This is a genomic window from Bradyrhizobium elkanii WSM2783 (genome assembly GCF_000472865.1).
GTDB lineage: Bacteria > Pseudomonadota > Alphaproteobacteria > Rhizobiales > Xanthobacteraceae > Bradyrhizobium > Bradyrhizobium elkanii_A.
The window spans coordinates 22,042-40,668 of record NZ_AXAP01000056.1; the positions used below are offsets into that span (position 1 = coordinate 22,042).

Consider the following 18,627-nt stretch of genomic DNA (forward strand, 5'->3'; position numbering starts at 1 on the left):
GAATAGCGCCCAGCAGAAAACGGAGCCCCCTGATGTCCGAGAGCTTTCCACTCCCAACTGAGCCCGAAGGCGTTATCCCGTCTCTGGTCAAGCGATTTAACTCCGGAAAGATCGAGGCAATGATGGCCTTGTACGCCCCGGAGGCGGTATTCGTCGCGAACGACGGGCGAACCATCACTGATCGCGCCGAGTTCACGGCCATACTCGAGCGCGATATCAAGCTCGGCCTGCCGCTGAAGGCAAATGTGCGCCATGTGTTCGTCGGCGGCGACACCGCCCAGATCGTGCTGGACTGGTCAATTGACGGAACAGGTCCTGACGGCAAGATCGTGCACATGCACGGCACAGCGAGCGACATCATGCGGCGCGGCGCGGATGGGTTCTGGCGGTACATTATCGACAATAATCAAGGCACCGCGGTGCGACATCCCGCCTGACGGATGTGCGCCACGGCAGCTCTCAGCGATGGAGCCGCTCTTCAGGTTGGCGTCGACGATCACCGTGGTACCGGCCTGGCGCAGCTGCTTGATACTGGTCAAGCGACTGCCCTGCACCGAGCGGCTCGGGAAGCGAGGTCACATCGCCACTCGCAAAAACAATCTTGCACCTTCGCTTTCGGAAGCTACCCATGCCGCGGGCATAGGACGTCGAACGGGCTTTTATCGCCGCAAATATCCAGCAAAGGGACAAGCAACCGAGGAGACAATTCAGATGAAGGCGATCGTCGTAACGGACCAGGCTGCGGGAACGGCCGGGATGAAGCTGGTGGAGCGGCCTGAGCCGCAGGCAGCGATTAACGACGTCGTCGTTCAGGTTCATGCGTCGGGATTCACCTGGGATGAGCTGACGTGGCCCTCGACCTGGACCGATCGCCTCGGCCGTGACCGGGCGCCGGTGATTCCCGGGCAAGAGCTGGCCGGAGTGGTCACCGCCCTTGGCTATGGCACGAGGGGGCTGTCCGTGGGACAGCGGGTGTTCGGCCTCGCGGACTCGTATCGCGGCGGCACGCTGGCCGAGTATGTGGCAGTCGAGGCACGCAACCTCGCGCCGCTGCCGAGCGATGTCGACTTCACAGTGGCCGCGAGCGTGGCGATGCCGGGCCTGACGGCGTGGCAGGGACTGTTCGAGCACGGCCACCTTCAGGCGGGGCAGAGCGTCCTCGTGCACGGCGCGGCCGGCGCAGTCGGTTCGATGGTGACCCAGCTCGCACGAGAGGCGGGCGCCTACGTCATCGGCACCGGACGCGCCGCCCACCGTCAGACGGCGCTCGACTTCGGCGCGCAGGAGTTCGTCGCTCTCGAGAACGACGCCCTCGAAGACGCCGGTCCAGTCGATCTGGTTTTCGATCTCATCGGCGGAGACATCGCGAAGCGGTCCGCAGGCTTGATTCGAGCTGGAGGAACGCTGGTGACCATCGCCGGCCCGACCGAGGCACGGCCCGCCGACGGCCTGACGATCGACTTTGTTCTCGTGTCCCATCGCGCCCAACTGGGTGAGATCGTTCAGCGGGTGCGGGACGGACGACTGTGGACGAACATCGGCAACATCGCGACCCTCGACGATGCCGTCGCCGCTTTCAATCCGACCAAGCGGATCAGCGGGAAAACGATCATCCGCGTTCGTCCGTGAGGACTCGGGCACGGCGAGCGGTTCTGCGCTCCTCGTGGATCATCGCCGCCTTTTGGATCGTGGCGTAGCAGCACAAGGAGACTGGTTTGATGCAAAATTATGTCTTGGGGCATTCGAACCGGGAACTTCGCAGGCTGATGCTGCAGGCGGACAACCTCCGCCCGATCACGACGCGCCTCCTGCGCGAGATCGGGCTCGCACGAGGCATGCGCGTCGTCGACCTCGGTTGTGGAGCGGGCGACGTGGCAATGCTCGCGGCGGAAATGGTCGGACCGACCGGGGCCGTCGTCGGGATCGACCGCAGCGCTGCCGCGATCGCCACGGCCCGTGAGCGCGCGCGCCGCTGGTCACGCCAATATCGAATTCGTGGAAGGCAAGGCCTCCGAAATGACCGGCTCCGGAAACTGCGATCTGGCTATTGGTCGCTATGTCTTGGTCCACCAGAGCGACACTGTTGCACTGATCCGCGCAGCGGCCACTCACGTCCAGACAGGCGGCGCAGTTGCCTTCCATGAGGTATTGCTCCTCGGAACATGGTGGTCCTTTCCGCTGGTCTCTCTTTGGGAGGATACCTCCGACCTCATCAATACGACGTTTCGCTCGGTCGTCACGTGCCCTGATGTCGGAGCGCGGATGGTGGAGCATTTCTACAACGCGGGGGTGGAGTTGCCTCGCCTGTTTTCGGAGACTCCGGTGGGCGGCGGCCCCGACTCGTCTCTTTACGCATGGGCCGCGGAAACCTTCCGGTCGCTGTTACCAAGAGCCGAGGAAATCGGCCTTGTGGCACGCGGCGAGATCGATATCGACAGGCTTGAGGAGCACCTGCGCCAAGCGGTGACGGCGGTCCATGCTCAGATCGGTTTTGCCCATCAGCACTGCGGCTGGGCGCGAGTCTGATGACGCTTTTTGAGAAGAGTACACGGGGAGGATCGGCGAAGTCCGTATGTCCTTCCCAAACTGAGGCGACTCGCCGAGCTCTTGCCGCTCGCGGCCCTGACTTTGGTCGCCGGCGCTCTGGGTGATCGGTTCGGACAGACGCGGATCTTCTTCGGGGGGATCGCTCTCTACGGCCTGGGCGCGATCGCGATTGGTTTCGCGCCGAGTTTCGTGCCGCTGATCGTCGGCCGCTTCCTGCAAGGCTTGGGCGAAGCCGTGATCCTGCCAATGGCCTTTCCGTCATTGGGCAGGTCTTTCCCGCCGACAAGAAAGCCCGTGCGGTCGGCATCTAATCGGAGATCTTGTTATACGTCTTCACCTTCCGTACCCCGCAGAGAAGCAACAGTAGGACGGCGAAACTCGATGGTCCAATGATCTTTGGCTATAATCGGTGCCATCGATGCAGCACCCACGGCAAGAAGCACTGGCTCTAGCGGGCAGTCGATCAGAATGATTTCGTGCTCGACGAGGTAAAAAACCTTGTCGGCACATACCAAAAGCCCCGGACGCGCTCCAAGGTGCATCCGGGGCCTAGCGCTAGGCTCGCATCACATAAGAGCCCCGAGCACCCCAGGAGAGATGGTCGACGCGACCGGATGAAGTTCAGATCGAGCCAACCGGCGCAACGGCGGGAAAGTCCTCCTCGGGATCGAACACATTGTTGAAAAAGTTCGTCAGGGAGTACATGGCCACCAGCGCGATGATCTCGATGAGGTTCGCATCCGTGTAGCCGGCATCGCGGACGGCTTTCAGATCGGCGTCACTGACCTTGCCGCGGGTCTCGATGATTTTGCGCGCAAACTGGATGGCGGCGTCCCGCTTGGGGGCGCTGGCATGGCCCTTCCGAGCGAGAATGATTTCATTGGCCGGCAGCTTGGCCATATGATCGGCCGTAAAGCTGTGAACGGTCAGGCAGTAGTTGCAGCCATTCACTTCGGAGACAGCGAGGCCGATGCTGTCACGCGTCTTCACGTCGAGCACCTTGCTCATGGAGCCGAGGAGGGTGGCCCATGCGTTGAACGCGATCGGACTTGCCGCGAAGGTCGCCATCATATTTGGAGTGAACCCGATGTTCTTGGTGAACATATCGAGCGTCGGTTTCGAATCGGCCGGCACCTGTTCCGGCTTTAGAGCCGCAATTCGTGGCATCACAATCTCCGTAAGAGGTCGGCTTCACTAATATCAAACGAGATTCAACACTTCGACCACCGGACGGCGCGGCTTCTGCGGCCAGTTTCCCGGACGCTCCGCCCCTATGGACAGCAGCATGACCGGTACTTCGTCTTTGGCCAGTCCGAACTCGCGATGCACCGCTTCGGCATCAAAACCGATCATCGGCGTCGAACCCAAGCCTAGCGAGCGGGCCGCATAAATCATCGCCGCCGCACCGAAGGTGCCGGTGCGTACTGCCTCGTCACGCTGGCGCTGCGGGTACTGCATGTACAGATCGCGTGCGGGGATTTCCCAATCCGGTATCAACTTTGCCGGCATGATGCCCGCTTCCACCACCGGTGCCAGGCGCTCAGGTACTACGCTGGAATCGGCCAACTGGCCGCAGACGATGAAAGTGACGGCTGCTTCGGTGATCGCTGGCTGATTCCAGGCGATCGGACTCAGCCGAGCCTTGGCTTCAGGCGTGCGCACGGCGATGAAACGCCAGTTCTGTAAGTGGAAGGAAGTCGGCGCAGTGGTGCCGATTCGCACCAGCTCGCGGATTTGTTCGTCGCTCAACGTGGCGGCAGGGTCATAGTACTTGGTGGCGCTACGGCTCAGGATACAATCGATGACGGCGTTGGTCATGGTAATTCCGTTAGTCATGGTGATTCCTATACGTTAAGGAATGAGCTGAGATGACGAATGCTTTCGCTCTCTTTGCTCGAAATGGCGCAGGGATGTCGCCCGTCTGACATCTCGTGCCAGGGGGCCATGGTAGTTTCCTGAGTTGCGCCGGCGCGTCTGACAGGACGTGGCCGGCCGCGTGCATCGAATGCGGGTCGTTCACGGACGAACGCGGATGATCGTCTTCCCGCTGATCCGCTTTGTCGGTTTGAAGGCGGCGATGGCATCGTCGAGTGTCGTGATGTTGCCGATGTTCGTGCGCAGTCGTCCGTCCCGCACCCGCTGGACGATCTCACTCAGTTGGGCACGATCGGACTCGACGACGAAGTCGACCGCGAGGCCCTTGGCGGGCCGTGCCTCGGCCGGCCCGACGATGGACACCAGCGTTCCTCCGGATCGAACTAGGCGCGCGGAGCGCTTCCCGATGTCGCCGCCGATGAGATCGAACACCAGATCGACTCCGCCGACGTCTTCGAGGGCATCGTTGTCGAGGTCGACGAACTCCTTCGCGCCGAATTCGAGCGCTTTCTGACGGTCGGCGGCGCGCCCGGTGCCGATGACGTAGGCGCCGACCTCTCGTGCGAGCTGCGCCACCATCGACCCGACTGCGCCGGCCGCGCCGTGCGCGAGGACGCTCTGCCCCGCCTGAAGGCGCCCGTGCACGAACAACCCCTGCCACGCAGTCAGACCCGAGATCGGCAGGCTCGCGCCCACTGTGAACTCAACGTCGCCCGGCAACGGCGCGAGGTTGCGTGCCTCGATCGCCACATACTCGGCCAGCGTGCCGTCGCGATACCAGTCCGCGAGGCCGAACACCCGCTGTCCCACCGACAGACCGGTCGTGCCATATCCGAGAGCAGTGACCACACCGGCCAGCTCGTGCCCAGGGATCGACGGCGTTCGGTCACGATCGAGGCGATCGGTCCAGGTCGAGGGCCACGACAGTTCGGTCCCGACGAATCCTGAGGCATGAACTTGAACGACGACGTCGTTGATCGCTGCCTGCGGCTGGGGCCGCCCCGCTTGCCTCATGCCGGCATTTCCCGCAGCCTGGTCCGTTACGACGATTGCCCTCATCCTCAACCTCCTCGTGTGTGGTATGTCGTCATCTTCCGATTGCCTTGCGGACGAACAAAAATACGATCGCGAAACTCGACGGTCCAATCACCTGTGGCTATGGAATCGATGCCAACGACGCGAAACATCAAAGCGCGTCAGCAGCGGCGGAACGAATGCCCCGCGTTGGGCGCTGAGTACGCAAAAGAGCCGGAATGCGCGGAAGAATGCCGCTGCTGTTGGGGCTAACATCAGGAGGCGGCCGGATTGTCGTGAACGAGGCGCCATCGTATGCCGCGGCCATGCTGCTCGAACAAGGAAGGGCGACGGAGAATGCGAGAACGTCGGGTTGAGATTCGCGTCGGATCAGACTTCGCGCGAAATGTTGCCCATCCGAGGTTGGGGATCTCGTCTTCCCTAAGACGACAAGGTCGGGTTCGGCGAGAGCCTGTACGACAGGAGCCGGTAGGCTTTAGCCCGTCGGCATCCCGCATCGCGGGTCCACCGAACTGGAGGCCCTGCGGGTATGATAGGCTGGGATGCCCCGGTGCAAGATCGACTGCGCGAGAGACGCTCAATCCGGAGTGATATTCGGGATCGGGAGTTGCGCCAGATCATCATCGTAGCTGGCCTGAGTGCTTGGGCTGTGGCCGGAAGTAGTAGCGTCCAGGCGTGTGTTAATATCCGCACCAATGCCGAGCATTTTGCCAACGGGACAGAGGTTTGCGGCTTCCAACAGGAAGGCGCGCTGCTGCCCGTCGAGTTTTCCTCCCAGCACTAGGGTGCGCACGAACGAATCTCTTTCGCCCTGAGCGCCATGGTGGAAGCTGACGCCAACTTCCAACCGCTCCAGCGGAAGTTTCTGGCGTCGAGCCTGAAAACGAACGCTCATAGCCGTGCATGCGGCAAGAGATGCGCTAAGAAGGTCGTAAGGATTGGGACCGGAAGAAATATGGCCGGCGCCATCCGGGCCGCCGACAGGAAATTGAGATTCGCCGACATGGCCTACCAGCGCGCCATGATTAGTGGGGTCGCTTGCGACAACAACTTCGCGGGTCTTGGTCATGATTAGGTCCCGATTGTTCGAATGATTGATCCACGAGCATCGACGAGTGTGTACGCCAGCGACAGCGCAGAACAAGTCTTAGAGTTCGTGCGAGATTTCAGCGCCGCGTCCGCTCCGGCCGTTGCGTTCAGCAGCTAAATCCGGCGACCATCCGCGTAAAGCTATCATATCCATAACCGGCAGGAATGCACCGTGAAGTCAGTCGAAGCTCCGCGACGAGGAAATCCGTGGACGCGCCTCCTGAATGTTCTCTGAGTTGTTTGGCGCGCAAAATGAACAATTCGGCGAAAAGGCGTTAGACATAAAAATGCGTTTGACTCATTCATGATGGTCGTGAGCGCCCCACAGTGTCCCGCGCGCATTTTTCCGCTCTCGTACGCCGCGTACGAGCTTCTCTCGGAGCTCACTGCGCGAATCTCGCGGCGCCAGTTGTGCATGCCGCGACGGCATTGGGTGCGATTTAGCCACTGAACGCGGCTTGGAAGTCTCCGCAGAATAAAAGTGTCGGCTTAAGTGCCATGCGGCTCGTGGGATTCCTCGCCACCGCATCACGCCGCAGGGCGAGCGGCAATAACGATCGTTTATCGACTCCATGGCGAGACGTGATTTTCTTCGCCGGCATTGCAAGGTCATTCTCGAAAGCACCGTCGTGCCGAGCTTGCGCTTGCCGCGATCGACACGCGGACCACGATGGAAAATTGAAAAGGCAGGGGCGATATGCAAAGCAATGACGCAATCGAAATTGTCGCGCCATGACCTGTCCAATTCAACGCGGCCAGGTGGGCTGCTCGATCGTGTTCCGCCGGCGCCCGCGTCGCCCCCCAGCGCAGCCAGGACTATTCCTCCTGGTAACCGCATGTCCCTGGCCTGAAGGGGGCGCGCCGTTTGCAACATTTCAGGTTTTCGGAGAAACCGGAGTGAGTACGACTGACGGAACCGAGCATCCGGCTCCGGTGCCCCGGCTCGATCGCGGTTCGTTGCGGCGCCTTGGACGATGTGGTGGCGCGTCGGTTGGTTTGCTGTTCGCGCTGGCGCTCGCTGGCTGCGGCGAGAGGGCGCAATCGCAGGCGGCGGCGCCTCCGCCGGTGACAGTTGCGCAACCGGTCAAGCGTACGGTCACCGACTGGGACGAGTTCACCGGCCGCTTCGAGGCGGTCGAGGAGGTCCAGGTTCGTGCCCGCGTCGGCGGCTTCGTCAACAGCGTCGAGTTCAAGGACGGTGCGATTGTTCATGCCGGCGATCTGCTCTACATCATCGATCCGCGCCCGTTCGAAGCGGTCGCGTCGCAAGCCCAGGGCCAACTCGACGACGCGCGAGCCAAGGCAGAGCTCGCCAAGCGTGAACTCGACCGTGGGCTGAACCTTGTCCAGACCAGCGCAGTCTCCGTACAGGTCGTCGATCAGCGCCGTCAGGCCTTGCAGGCGGCTTATGCGGCTGAGACGCAGGCCGAGGGGGCGCTGAAGGCCGCGCAGCTCAATGTCGAATTCACCCACGTGCTGGCCCCGATCACCGGCCGCGTCAGTCGCCATCTGGTGACGCCGGGCAATCTGGTGCAGGGCGCCGATAGTGGCGCGACGTTGCTCACTTCGATCGTGTCGCTTGATCCGATCTACATCTATTTCGACGTCGACGAAGCGACCTATCAGCGCAACAGCCGGCTCTGGTTCGAAGGCAAGCGGCCGAGTTCGCGCGATACGCCGAACCCGGTGCATGTGACTTTGACCGGCGAGACAAAGCCCACGCATGAAGGGAAGATGGACTTCCTCGACAATCGACTGGACATCTCGACCGCGACGCTGCGCAGCCGCGCGATCGTCCCGAACAAGGATATCTCGATCCTGCCGGGGCAATTTGGCCGCGTCAGGATCATCGGCTCGTCGCCCTACGAGGCGCTGCTGATCCCGGACGCCGCTATAGCCACCGACCAGTCGCGCAAGATCGTGTTCGTGGTCAAGCAGGACAACACGGTAGAGGCAAGGCCGGTGGTGCTCGGGCCGCTCGATGAAGGGCTGCGCGCGATTCGCGAGGGCCTCAAGCCGGAGGATCACGTCATCGTCGACGGGCTGCAGCGTGCCCGCGTCGGCGCAAAGGTGACACCGAAAATGGCGCAGGCGCCGGCAGGCGACAAGTCTACGGCAGGTGCCACGCCATGAATCTCGGAAAGCTTTCCATCAACCAGCCCATCTTGGCGATGGTGCTGTCGATCGTGCTTCTGATCGTCGGCACGATCGCCTACCAGACGCTGTCGGTCTCGGAATATCCGCAGGCGGTGCCGCCGACCGTTACCGTCACCACGCAATATCCGGGCGCCTCGGCGCAGACAGTAGCCGACACCGTCGCCGCCCCGATCGAGCAGGAGATCAACGGCGTCGAGGACATGTTATATCTCTACAGCCAGGCGACCTCGAACGGCCAGCTCACGATCACCGTCACCTTCAAGCTCGGCACCGACCTCGACAACGCGCAGGTGCTGGTTCAGAACCGCGTCGCGATTGCGCAGCCGCGGCTGCCCGAGGAGGTGCAGCGCAACGGCGTCGTAACCCGCAAGAACTCGCCTGACATCCTGATGGCCGTATTCGTGCTGTCGCCCGACGACTCGTTCGATCAGCTCTACATCTCCAACTACACGCTGCTGCAGGTCCGCGATCAGCTTTTGCGGCTCGACGGCGTCGGTGACATCCAGATGTTCGGCGCGCGCGACTACTCGATGCGGTTGTGGCTCGATCCCGACCGGATCGCTGATGTCGGTCTGACATCGACCGAGGTGTTGGCTGCGATCCGCGCCCAGAACCTGCAGATCACCGGCGGACAGATCGCGGAGCCGCCGATCGCCGATCGCGCACTCCAGCCAAACCTCGTCTTCACCGGCCGCCTCAAGGATATCGGGCAGTTCGAGGACATCGTGGTGAAGGCCGGTTCCGACGGCCGCACCGTACGTCTGCGCGACGTCGCCCGCGTCGAGCTCGGTGCGCTCTCCTACGCCACCAGCAGCCGCATATTGCGCAAGTCGGCCGTTGCAATGGTGGTGACGCAACGGCCCGGATCGAATGCGCTCGCCACAGCGAAGGCAATCTCCACCACCATGGCGAAGCTGAAGGAGAGTTTTCCGAAGGGGCTCGACTACAATATCGGCTACAACCCTACCGAATTCATCGCCCAATCGGTCCATGAGCTCATTAAGACGGTCTACGAGGCGATGGCGCTCGTTGTCATCGTTGTGCTGGTGTTTTTGCAGGGGTGGCGGCCTGCGGTCATCCCGATCATCGCGATCCCGGTGTCGCTGGTCGGCACCTTCGCGGTAATGGCCGCGCTCGGATTCTCGATCAATAATTTGACGCTTTTCGGCCTGGTCCTCGCGGTCGGCATCGTGGTCGACGACGCGATCGTGGTTGTCGAAAATGTCGAGCGACATCTCCGGCACGGTATGAGCCGGCGCGGGGCGGCGCTCAAGACCATGGAAGAGGTCGGTGGCGCGCTGGTCTCGATCGCGCTGGTGCTCTGCGCGGTGTTCGTGCCGACAGCCTTCCTGGGCGGCATTTCCGGACGCTTTTTCCAGCAATTCGCCGTCACCATCGCGGTCGCGACCGCGATCTCCTGCTTCTGCTCGCTGACGCTGTCGCCGGCACTTGCCTCGCAGATCCTTACTCCGCACGAGGAGAAACGTCCGCCGGCGCGCTGGAACATCATTGGGCGCGGCTGGGGCGGCTTCACCACGCTGTTCAACCGCATCTTCGATCGCCTGGCATACGGCTACGCGACCGCCGCCGACTTCGTGATCCGGCATACGGTAGTGATGCTTGTGATCTATCTCGCTCTGATCGGCGGCGCCGGCTGGCTACTGGCCACCACCTCGCAGGGTTTCATTCCCGCACAGGATCGCGGTTACCTCATCGTCTCGGTGCAATTGCCAGGCGCCGCATCGCTGGCGCGGACCGCTGAGGTGGTGCGCGAAATCGAGCGAATTGCGCTGGATACGCCAGGTATCGTGCGCGTCGGGGCGTTCAGCGGCTTCTCTGGCGCGACACGCACGCAGGCGGGTAATGCCGCGGCGCTGTTCCCGGTGTTCGACGAGGCGGAGGCACGGCAGAAGAAGGGATTGTCCGCCAACGCGATCACGGCCGATCTACGCAAGCGGCTGTCAGTGATCCAGGGCGCTTTCGTCATCGTCATTCCACCGCCTGCGGTGCCAGGTATTGGCACCGGCGGCGGCTTCGCCATCCGCATCCAGGATCGACAAGGACGAGGTCCCGAGCTGCTCGCAGCGGCGACCGACGAGCTCGTCGCCGCCGCGCGAAAGTCGCCAAACCTGACCTCGGTATTCTCGCCTTTCACGGCGAATACGCCGCAGCTGTTCGTCGATATCGATCGCGTCAAGGCGCAGAAGCTCGGCGTCCCCATCGCCAACGTCACCGACACGATCGAGACTTACTTCGGATCGGCATATGTCAACGACTTCAACCTGTTCGGACGCACCTATCACGTCACCGCGCAGGCCGATCTCCCATTCCGCAAGGAGACTTCCGATCTTGCGCGGCTGCGTACCCGCAACGCAGCCGGCGACATGGTGATGCTCGGCAGCATTGTGGAATTCAAGGACAGATCGGGACCCGATCGTGTCGCGCGCTACAATCTCTACGCGGCGTCCGAGCTGCAGGGTGAGCCGGCGCCGGGCGTGAGCTCGACGACGGCGCTCAACACCATCAAGCAACTGGCCGACGAAACATTGCCGAGCGGCTTTTCCCTCGAATGGACCGATCTGTCCTATCAACAGGTGACGGGTGGCAATGCCGGCCTCTACGTGTTCCCGATTTGTGTGCTGTTCGTCTATCTGGTGCTGGCGGCGCAATATGGCAGCTGGACGCTGCCGTTCGCGGTGATCCTGATCGTGCCGATGTGCCTGTTCGCGGCCACCATCGGCGTGCGCATCATGGGCCAGGACGTCAACATCCTGACCCAGATCGGCTTCGTGGTGCTGGTGGGACTTGCCGCCAAGAACGCGATCCTGATCGTCGAGTTCGCGCGCGACATCGAGCTCGAGGGCAGGGCGCGGCTGGAGGCTGTCATCGAGGCCTGCCGGCTCCGCCTGCGGCCGATCCTGATGACGTCGTTCGCCTTCATCTTCGGCGTGCTGCCGCTGGTCGTGTCGACCGGTTCCGGCTCGGAAATGCGCCAGGCGGTCGGTGTTGCCGTGTTCTTCGGCATGCTCGGCGTCACGCTGTTCGGCCTGATCTTCACGCCGATCTTCTACATGGTGGTGCGCAACCTCGCGGAAGGCGAGAACGACGGCAAGCCGACCCAGGCGATCGCGGCCGCGGCGGAGTGAGTCGCGGCGGCGCCGATGCGCGATGAAGCCGGAATACTATCTCCGTTACACTGAGGAGCGCGGAACGCGCCTGGGCTCGACGACGTACCGTCTCTGCCGAGGCCAGCATGCCCGCCAGCATCGGAAGGATTTCCGTTCCAAGGTGGGTGAGCTGCGTCAGCTGGCGCTCGCGATGGCTGAGTTCCAGCTCGAGCCTCTGCACCCTCAGGGCGGGCAAATCGTTCCAAATTGCTGCTGAACGAAGGAGGATCCGCATCCGCTGTACCCGGCAAGACGGAGGGCGGCTGGCATTTCTCGGGCGATGGAGTACGATTTCTCCAGGCTGGAGTGAGGCCGCGCGTGTGGCGAAGAGCTTGATCAGCCGGCTTCAAGCCGTAGCCCGACGCCGGAGTCTGACAGATGGTGCGGCAGTCGCTGAACGTCGCGTACTCGGACAGCAGCTCTCAGGTGTTGTGGGAGGACGGCGAGCGCGTGTTCAGCCGCGGCTGGCGACTGGACGACAATGGCAACCGGGTTGCCGTGCTGCTTGTTGCCCCCGCCGCCGACCACCCGTCGCGGACGAGACTCGATCGCCTGACGCACGAATACGAGCTGAAAGATGAGCTCGACGGGGCATGGGCGGCGCGGCCGTTGGCCCTCATGCGCGACGCCGGTCGGACCATACTGGTGCTCGATGATCCGGGCGGGGAGCCGCTCGATCGTTTGCTCGGTGAGCCCATGGAGGTAGGGCGCTTTCTGCGCCTGGCTATCGCTGTTACCTCGGCTCTGGGCAAGCTTCATCAGCACGGGCTCATCCATAAAGACATCAAGCCAGCTAATATTGTGGTGGACTGCGCGGATGGACATCTGCGGCTCACCGGGTTTGGTATCGCGTCGCGCCTGTCCCGCGAGCGGCAGGCGCCCGAGCCGGCCGAGACCATCGCCGGTACGCTCGCCTACATGGCACCCGAACAAACCGGGCGGATGAACCGCTCGGTCGACGCCCGCAGCGATCTCTACGCCCTCGGCGTCACGCTGTACCAGATGCTCACGGGCGTTCTGCCCTTCACGGCGGCCGATCCGATGGAATGGGTACACTGCCATATTGCAAGACCACCGGCGCCGCCCGGCGAGCGGCTAAAAGACCTCCCGGGCTCCGTCTCCGCGATCATTATGAAGCTGCTCGCCAAGACTGCTGAGGAGCGTTACCAGACGGCTGCAGGCGCCGAGAGCGATCTACGGCGTTGCCTTGCTGAATGGGAAACCCGAGGCGATATCGACGAATTCCCGCTCGGGGAACACGACACTCCGGACCGGCTGTTGATCCCCGAGAAATTGTATGGTCGGACAGCCGAGATCGATACCCTGCTTGCCTCCTTCGACCGTATCGTCGCCGGCGGCAGGCCGGAGTTGGTGCTGGTTTCCGGATACTCCGGCATCGGCAAGTCCGCGGTCGTCAACGAGCTTCATAAGCCACTTGTTCTGCCCCGCGGTTTTTTTGCATCGGGCAAGTTTGATCAGTTCAAGCGCGACATCCCCTACGCCACCCTTGCGCAGGCCTTTCAGAGCCTGATCCGCCCGCTTTTGAGCAAGACCGAAGCGGAGCTGCGGCAATGGCGGGAGGCGCTGCTCGAGGCGCTCGAACCGAACGGTCGGCTCATTGTTGATCTCATCCCGGAATTGAAGCACATCATCGGAGAACAGCCGCCGGTCCCCGAGCTGCCGCCACAGGATGCGCAGGGCCGCTTTCAGCTGGTGTTCCGGCGATTTATGAGCGTATTCGCGCGGCCGGAACATCCGCTCGCCCTGTTCCTCGACGATCTCCAATGGCTTGATGCAGCAACGCTCGATTTGCTCGAGGATCTGTTGACCCGGCCGGATGTGCAGAACCTGTTGTTGATTGGCGCTTACCGCTACAACGAAGTCGATCCCATCCACCCGCTGATGCGCAAGCTCGAAGCGATGCGCCAAGCTGGCGCGATATTGCAAGACATCGTATTGGCACCCCTGACCTGTGAAGACTTGGGACAACTAATCGCGGATTCTGTTCACAGCGAACCAGAGAGAATCACGCCGCTGGCGCAGCTGATCCACGAGAAGACAACCGGCAATCCGTTTTTCGCCATTCAGTTCATTTCTGCGCTCGCCGACGAAGCATTGCTCACTTTCGATTATGGCGAGGCGCGATGGTGCTGGGACCTGAATCGCATTCACGCCAAAGGTTACACCGACAATGTGGTGGACCTTATGGTAGGGAAGCTGAACCGCCTGTCCGGCGAAACTCGAAACGCATTGCAGAAGCTCGCCTGCCTGGGCAACGACGCAGGGTTCACCATGTTGCGGATCGTTTACCAGGACTCCGCCGAGGAGATGCATGGCCAGCTTTGGGAAGCGGTGCGAGCAGGGCTGATCTTTCGTTCGGAAGATTCCTACAAGTTTCTCCACGACCGTGTCCAGGAAGCCGCCTACTCCTTGATCCCGGAGGAATCGCGTGCCGAAGCCCATCTCCGAATAGGGATGCTGCTCGCAGCGCAGACCCCTCCAGAGAAGCTGGAGGAGGCGATCTTCGAAATCGTCAATCAGCTCAACCGCGGCTCGCATCTCATCACGTCAATTGAAGAGCTTGAGCGGGTCGCGGAGTTGAATTTCATTGCAGGTAGACGCGCCAAAACCTCGACAGCGTATGCCGCGGCGCTGAACTATTTGCTCTCCGGCGCGGCACTGCTGCCCCGGGACTCTTGGGAGCGCCAGCACGACCTGATCTTTGAACTGGAGCTGCACCGGGCCGAATGTGAGTTCCTCACTGGTGCACTGGCGGAAGCCGAGCAGCGCCTGGCGGTGCTGTCGGCCCGTACCGCGACGACGATCGAACGAGCCCGCGTCACGTGCCTGCAGGTGGATCTTTACACGACCCTGGATCAGGGCAGCCGCGCGATCGCAGTCGGTCTCGACTATCTCCACCACCTGGGCATCGACTGGTCGCCGCACCCGACGGAAGACGAGGCTCGGCGCGAATATAAGCGGATCTGGTCCCAACTCGGCTCCCGCACGATAGAAAGCCTCGTTGATCTACCTTTGATGAGCAATGCCGCATCGCTCGCGACGCTCGACGTCCTGACGAAGCTCGGGCCGCCTGCCCACTACACGGATGCGAAATTACGTTCGATGGTCATCTGTCGAGCAGTCAATCTCAGCCTCGAGGGCGGCAATTGTGACGGCTCGTGCTACGCCTATGCAGTGCTTGGCAGGCTTGCTGGACCGGAATTCGGGGACTACCAGGCGGGACTTCGATTCGGCCGTCTCGGCTATGAACTGGTCGAACAGCGCGGGCTAAAGCGCTTCCAGGCCAGGACCTATTTGAACTTTGGATATTTACTCATGTTCTGGACGAGACATGTCCGGGAAGGTCGCGATCTGCTGCGGCGTGCGTTTGAGACGGCGAACCAGATCGGTGACCTCACTTTTGCGGCGTATTACTACACCCACCTGAACACGTATCTTCTCGCGGCGGGCGATCCGCTCGATAACGTGCAAGTCGAGGTCGAGCATGGTCTCGCGTTCGCGCGAAACATGAGGTTCGGTTTTGCGATTGACTCCATCGCCGGCCAGCTTGGGCTGATTCGGACACTCCGCGGCTTGACGCCGATTTTTGGTCGCTTTGACGATGGGCAGTTTGACGAACGCCTACTGGAGTCCCGTTTCTGCAGGAACCCGGATCTGGCGTTGGCCGAGGGCTCTTATTGGACCCGCAAGCTGCAGGCACGCTTCTTTGCCGGCGACTATGCGGGTGCCCTCGAGGCCTCATTGAGGGCGCAACAGCTGCAGCCGACATCGGCGTCTTTTTTCGAATGCGCGGAGTATCACTTTTACAGCGCGCTCTCCAGAGCAGCATGCTGCGAGTTCGCGGCGGCCGGCCAATGGCAGGAGCATGTCAGGGCACTAGCCGCGCACCACCGACAGCTCGAGGTCTGGGCGACGGCTTGCCCGGACAACTTCGAGAACCGCGCCGCACTCGTCGGGGCGGAGATCGCCCGGATCGAAGGCCGCGCGCTCGATGCCGAACATCTTTACGAGCACGCTATCCACTCGGCACACACGCATGGCTTTGTCCATAACGAGGCGCTCGCCAACGAAGTCGCCGCACGCTTTTATGCCGCACGCGGGTTCAAGAAGATCGCTCATGCCTATCTGCAGGACGCGCGGCACGCATACATCCATTGGGCAGCCGACGGCAAGGTACGCCAACTCGACGAGTTGTATCCGCACCTCAGGGAGCAAAAGCCGGGTGCCAGCCCCACAAGCACGATCGGGACGTCCGTCGAGCAACTGGACCTAGCTACTGTCATCAAAGTCTCGCAAGCCGTGTCGCGCGAGATCGTCCTGGAAAAGCTGATCGACACGCTGATGCGCACAGCGATTGAGCACGCGGGGGCCGGGCGAGGTCTGTTGATCCTAGCGGTAGGTGTTGGGTATCGGATTGAGGCGGAAGTCACGACCAGCAATAATAATACGACCGTCGGTCAACGACGAGCAAGTGTAACCGCTGCAGATCTGCCGGAGTCCATCCTCCACTACGTGCTCCGGACAAAAGAGAGCGTTCTTCTCCACGATGCCGCGGCCGCGAACCCGTTTTCTGCCGATAAGTACATTCATCAGCATCACGCCCGTTCAATTCTCTGCCTGCCGTTGCTCAAACAGGGCAGGTTGGCCGGTGTGCTCTACCTCGAAAACAACCTGACGGCCTACGTTTTCACACCTGACCGCGTCACAGTGTTGAAGGTGCTTGCGTCGCAGGCGGCAATCTCGCTCGAAAACTCTCGGCTTTATGACGACCTCGCGGATCGGGAAGGGAAGATTAGGCGTTTGGTCGACGCCAACATCATTGGGATCCTCATTGCCGACCGCGAAGGTCGAATTCTTGAAGCCAATGACGCGTTTCTACGTATCACAGGATATGACCGTGAAGACTTGGTTTCGGGCCGCGTGCGCTGGACCGAGCTGTCCCCGCCCGAATGGCGTGAGCGCGACATACTGACTCGGGCCGAACTGAACTCAACCGGCAGAGTTCAGCCCTTCGAGAAGGAGTATGTTCGGAAAGACGGCAGTCGCGTTCCTGTGCTTATTGGCGCCGCTCTGTTCAAAGAAGGAGGCGACGAGGGCCTCGCCTTCGTGCTCGATTTGACAGAGCGCAAGCGCGTCGAGGAAGCGCTTAGCCAAGCACAGAGACTGAGCCGCACCGGCAATTGGGTCTACAACGCGACAACGAAGCGTTACCTCTATTGGTCGAACGAGAGTTACAGGATCTGGGGGTTTGATCCGCTGCAGGGCCTTCCAAGTCGACAAAGTATGTGGAAACGCATTCACCCTGGGGACCGCGACAGAGTGTGGGGAGCGATTCAGGAGGCCGTGCACCAGAAAAGAGATTTCATGGCCGAGTTCAGAATCCTTCTACCTGATGGAACATTAAAATGGGTCGAAGGAACCAGCCATCATGTATTTTCCCCCCAAGGTGCGCTGGCTGAGGTTATCACCACAACCGTCGATGTGACGGAACGAAGGCGGGCACAGGACGAACGTGAAAAGCTGCGCCAGCTCGAGTTGGATTTCGCCCACATGAACCGCGTGAGCATGATGGGAGAATTGGCCGCCTCGCTGTCTCACGAAATTCTGCATCCGATTGCGACCGCTCGTAACAACGCCCGTGCAGGGATGCGCTTTTTGGAAATGAACCCGGCAAGTCTGGATGAGACCAGGGAAGCGCTCGCTTGCGTTGTCAGGGATACGGACCGAGCCAAGGATATCGTCGGACGGATGCGCGATCACATCAAGAAAGCGCCTCTGCGAAAGGAACGCTTTGATCTTAATACGGCGATCAACGAAGTGCTTGTGTTGGCACAAAGCGTGACTCACAGGAATGGCATTTCGGTCCAAACTCGGCTTGCAGATGGACTGCTTCCGGTTATGGGGGATTGCGTTCAGCTGCAACAGGTCATGCTGAACTTGATTCTGAACGCGGCTGAAGCAATGGGCTCGGTTGAGGAAGGGGCAAGAGAGCTATTGATCAGTATCGGGCAGGATCAGGCAGGCGTCCACGTAGCCGTACGCGATTCTGGGCCCGGCATTGATGCGCAGCATCTCGATCGAGTCTTCGACGCCTTTTACACCACGAAGTCCAGTGGAACAGGGATGGGGTTGTCGATATGCCGCTCCATTGTCCATGCTCATGGGGGCAAGTTGTGGACGGAAGCGAACGAACCTCGCGGCGCCGTCTTTCAGTTCACCCTGCCGGCGGACAACGACTCATGAACTGTCCTCAATCGGCGTACCCGGCTGCAGAGCCGAACGCAGGCATCGCTCGAGATAGTCGTCGTCGACTGGCTTGCCGAGGTAGCAAACAATCCCATCCTTTAGAGCCCGATCCCTGACGACCTCATCGGGGTAGGCGGTAACGAGGATCGTCGGGATTGCGTACCCTGCATCGACCAAATGCCTGTGTAGCTCGACCCCAGTCATTCCGGGCATGTGAACGTCGGCGATCAAGCAGGTGGTTTCCGGCAAAAAGCGTGACGCCAGGAAATCGGCTGCTGACGGAAACGCCTCGACAGTGTAGCCCATTAACATTACGAGCTTTCGCATTGACTCACGATAGAGCTGATCATCGTCGACGATGGCTATCAGTGTTCGGTTCAACATTGCCGGTTCCAGGCACCTTCCTCGCTCCACTGGCGGCATACCTCGCGCCCGCATGCAATTTCTAGTGTCCGGGACATTCCCCAATAATGCAATGACCGCGCCCGTA

The 18,627-nt window shown here is 61.4% G+C and carries 12 protein-coding genes and 1 pseudogene; 8 read left to right on the forward strand and 5 right to left on the reverse strand.

Annotation, left to right across the window (positions count from 1 at the left end):
• Nucleotides 1-32: 32 nt before the first annotated feature.
• From YY7_RS53755 to YY7_RS65270, 5 genes and pseudogenes are all read left to right on the forward strand, one after another.
• Nucleotides 33-437: a YybH family protein gene (locus YY7_RS53755; RefSeq protein ID WP_080663970.1), complete on the forward strand. Its 405-nt coding sequence runs from the start codon at nucleotides 33-35 to the stop codon at nucleotides 435-437.
• A 274-nt stretch (nucleotides 438-711) separates the two neighbouring features.
• Nucleotides 712-1,629, forward strand: a complete 918-nt coding sequence (locus YY7_RS0134260) for an NADP-dependent oxidoreductase (protein ID WP_028167133.1) — start codon at nucleotides 712-714, stop codon at nucleotides 1,627-1,629.
• Between the two features lie 206 nt (nucleotides 1,630-1,835).
• Nucleotides 1,836-1,922 (forward strand): annotated as a pseudogene (locus YY7_RS65265) (class I SAM-dependent methyltransferase); the annotation flags it as partial.
• Nucleotides 1,923-1,956: 34 nt separating this feature from the next.
• On the forward strand, nucleotides 1,957-2,526 hold the full coding sequence (locus tag YY7_RS63705) for a hypothetical protein (protein WP_051397080.1): 570 nt from the start codon (nucleotides 1,957-1,959) through the stop codon (nucleotides 2,524-2,526).
• An 81-nt stretch (nucleotides 2,527-2,607) separates the two neighbouring features.
• Nucleotides 2,608-2,940 carry an MFS transporter gene (locus YY7_RS65270; RefSeq protein WP_196237368.1) on the forward strand — a complete coding sequence of 111 codons (333 nt, stop codon included), beginning with the start codon at nucleotides 2,608-2,610 and terminating at the stop codon, nucleotides 2,938-2,940.
• A 228-nt stretch (nucleotides 2,941-3,168) separates the two neighbouring features.
• Here the strand turns inward: YY7_RS65270 and YY7_RS0134270 are convergent, their stop codons facing one another.
• From YY7_RS0134270 to YY7_RS58840, 4 genes are all read right to left on the reverse strand, one after another.
• Nucleotides 3,169-3,714, reverse strand: a complete 546-nt coding sequence (locus tag YY7_RS0134270; protein ID WP_028167134.1) for a carboxymuconolactone decarboxylase family protein — start codon at nucleotides 3,712-3,714, stop codon at nucleotides 3,169-3,171.
• Nucleotides 3,715-3,747: 33 nt separating this feature from the next.
• Complete coding sequence (locus YY7_RS0134275) at nucleotides 3,748-4,365, reverse strand: nitroreductase family protein (protein ID WP_210164719.1); 618 nt, start codon at nucleotides 4,363-4,365, stop codon at nucleotides 3,748-3,750.
• Nucleotides 4,366-4,563: 198 nt separating this feature from the next.
• Nucleotides 4,564-5,481, reverse strand: a complete 918-nt coding sequence (locus YY7_RS0134280) for an NADP-dependent oxidoreductase (protein ID WP_028167136.1) — start codon at nucleotides 5,479-5,481, stop codon at nucleotides 4,564-4,566.
• A gap of 553 nt (nucleotides 5,482-6,034) precedes the next feature.
• Entirely contained in the window at nucleotides 6,035-6,526 is a 492-nt protein-coding gene (locus tag YY7_RS58840) for an OsmC family protein (protein ID WP_080663974.1), read from the reverse strand.
• 977 nt (nucleotides 6,527-7,503) lie between these two features.
• Between YY7_RS58840 and YY7_RS0134295 the strand changes: the two genes are divergently transcribed.
• The 3 genes from YY7_RS0134295 (at nucleotide 7,504) to YY7_RS0134310 (ending at nucleotide 18,134) form a co-directional block, all read left to right on the forward strand.
• On the forward strand, nucleotides 7,504-8,679 hold the full coding sequence (locus YY7_RS0134295; RefSeq protein ID WP_245287511.1) for an efflux RND transporter periplasmic adaptor subunit: 1,176 nt from the start codon (nucleotides 7,504-7,506) through the stop codon (nucleotides 8,677-8,679).
• Entirely contained in the window at nucleotides 8,676-11,849 is a 3,174-nt protein-coding gene (locus YY7_RS0134300) for an efflux RND transporter permease subunit (RefSeq protein ID WP_028167140.1), read from the forward strand. Before YY7_RS0134295 ends, YY7_RS0134300 begins: the two co-directional genes overlap by 4 nt.
• A 399-nt stretch (nucleotides 11,850-12,248) precedes the next feature.
• A complete protein-coding gene (locus tag YY7_RS0134310) occupies nucleotides 12,249-18,134 on the forward strand; it encodes an AAA family ATPase (protein WP_035691634.1) in 5,886 nt (1,961 codons plus the stop codon).
• Here the strand turns inward: YY7_RS0134310 and YY7_RS0134315 are convergent.
• Nucleotides 18,129-18,521 (reverse strand): response regulator transcription factor, encoded by a 393-nt coding sequence (locus YY7_RS0134315; RefSeq protein WP_028167143.1) that lies wholly within the window; start codon nucleotides 18,519-18,521, stop codon nucleotides 18,129-18,131. The two genes, YY7_RS0134310 and YY7_RS0134315, sit on opposite strands and share 6 nt — an antisense overlap.
• Between the last annotated feature and the right edge of the window lie 106 nt (nucleotides 18,522-18,627).

What these genes read in the sequence shown, in the direction of transcription:
- YY7_RS53755 (WP_080663970.1), top strand. Translation starts at nt 33, where the DNA reads ATGTCCGAGAGCTTTCCACTCCCAACTGAGCCCGAAGGCGTTATCCCG.
- YY7_RS0134260 (WP_028167133.1), top strand. Translation starts at nt 712, where the DNA reads ATGAAGGCGATCGTCGTAACGGACCAGGCTGCGGGAACGGCCGGGATG.
- YY7_RS0134270 (WP_028167134.1), bottom strand. Translation starts at nt 3,714, where the DNA reads ATGCCACGAATTGCGGCTCTAAAGCCGGAACAGGTGCCGGCCGATTCG.
- YY7_RS0134275 (WP_210164719.1), bottom strand. Translation starts at nt 4,365, where the DNA reads ATGACCAACGCCGTCATCGATTGTATCCTGAGCCGTAGCGCCACCAAG.
- YY7_RS0134280 (WP_028167136.1), bottom strand. Translation starts at nt 5,481, where the DNA reads ATGAGGGCAATCGTCGTAACGGACCAGGCTGCGGGAAATGCCGGCATG.
- YY7_RS58840 (WP_080663974.1), bottom strand. Translation starts at nt 6,526, where the DNA reads ATGACCAAGACCCGCGAAGTTGTTGTCGCAAGCGACCCCACTAATCAT.
- YY7_RS0134300 (WP_028167140.1), top strand. Translation starts at nt 8,676, where the DNA reads ATGAATCTCGGAAAGCTTTCCATCAACCAGCCCATCTTGGCGATGGTG.
- YY7_RS0134310 (WP_035691634.1), top strand. Translation starts at nt 12,249, where the DNA reads ATGGTGCGGCAGTCGCTGAACGTCGCGTACTCGGACAGCAGCTCTCAG.
- YY7_RS0134315 (WP_028167143.1), bottom strand. Translation starts at nt 18,521, where the DNA reads ATGTTGAACCGAACACTGATAGCCATCGTCGACGATGATCAGCTCTAT.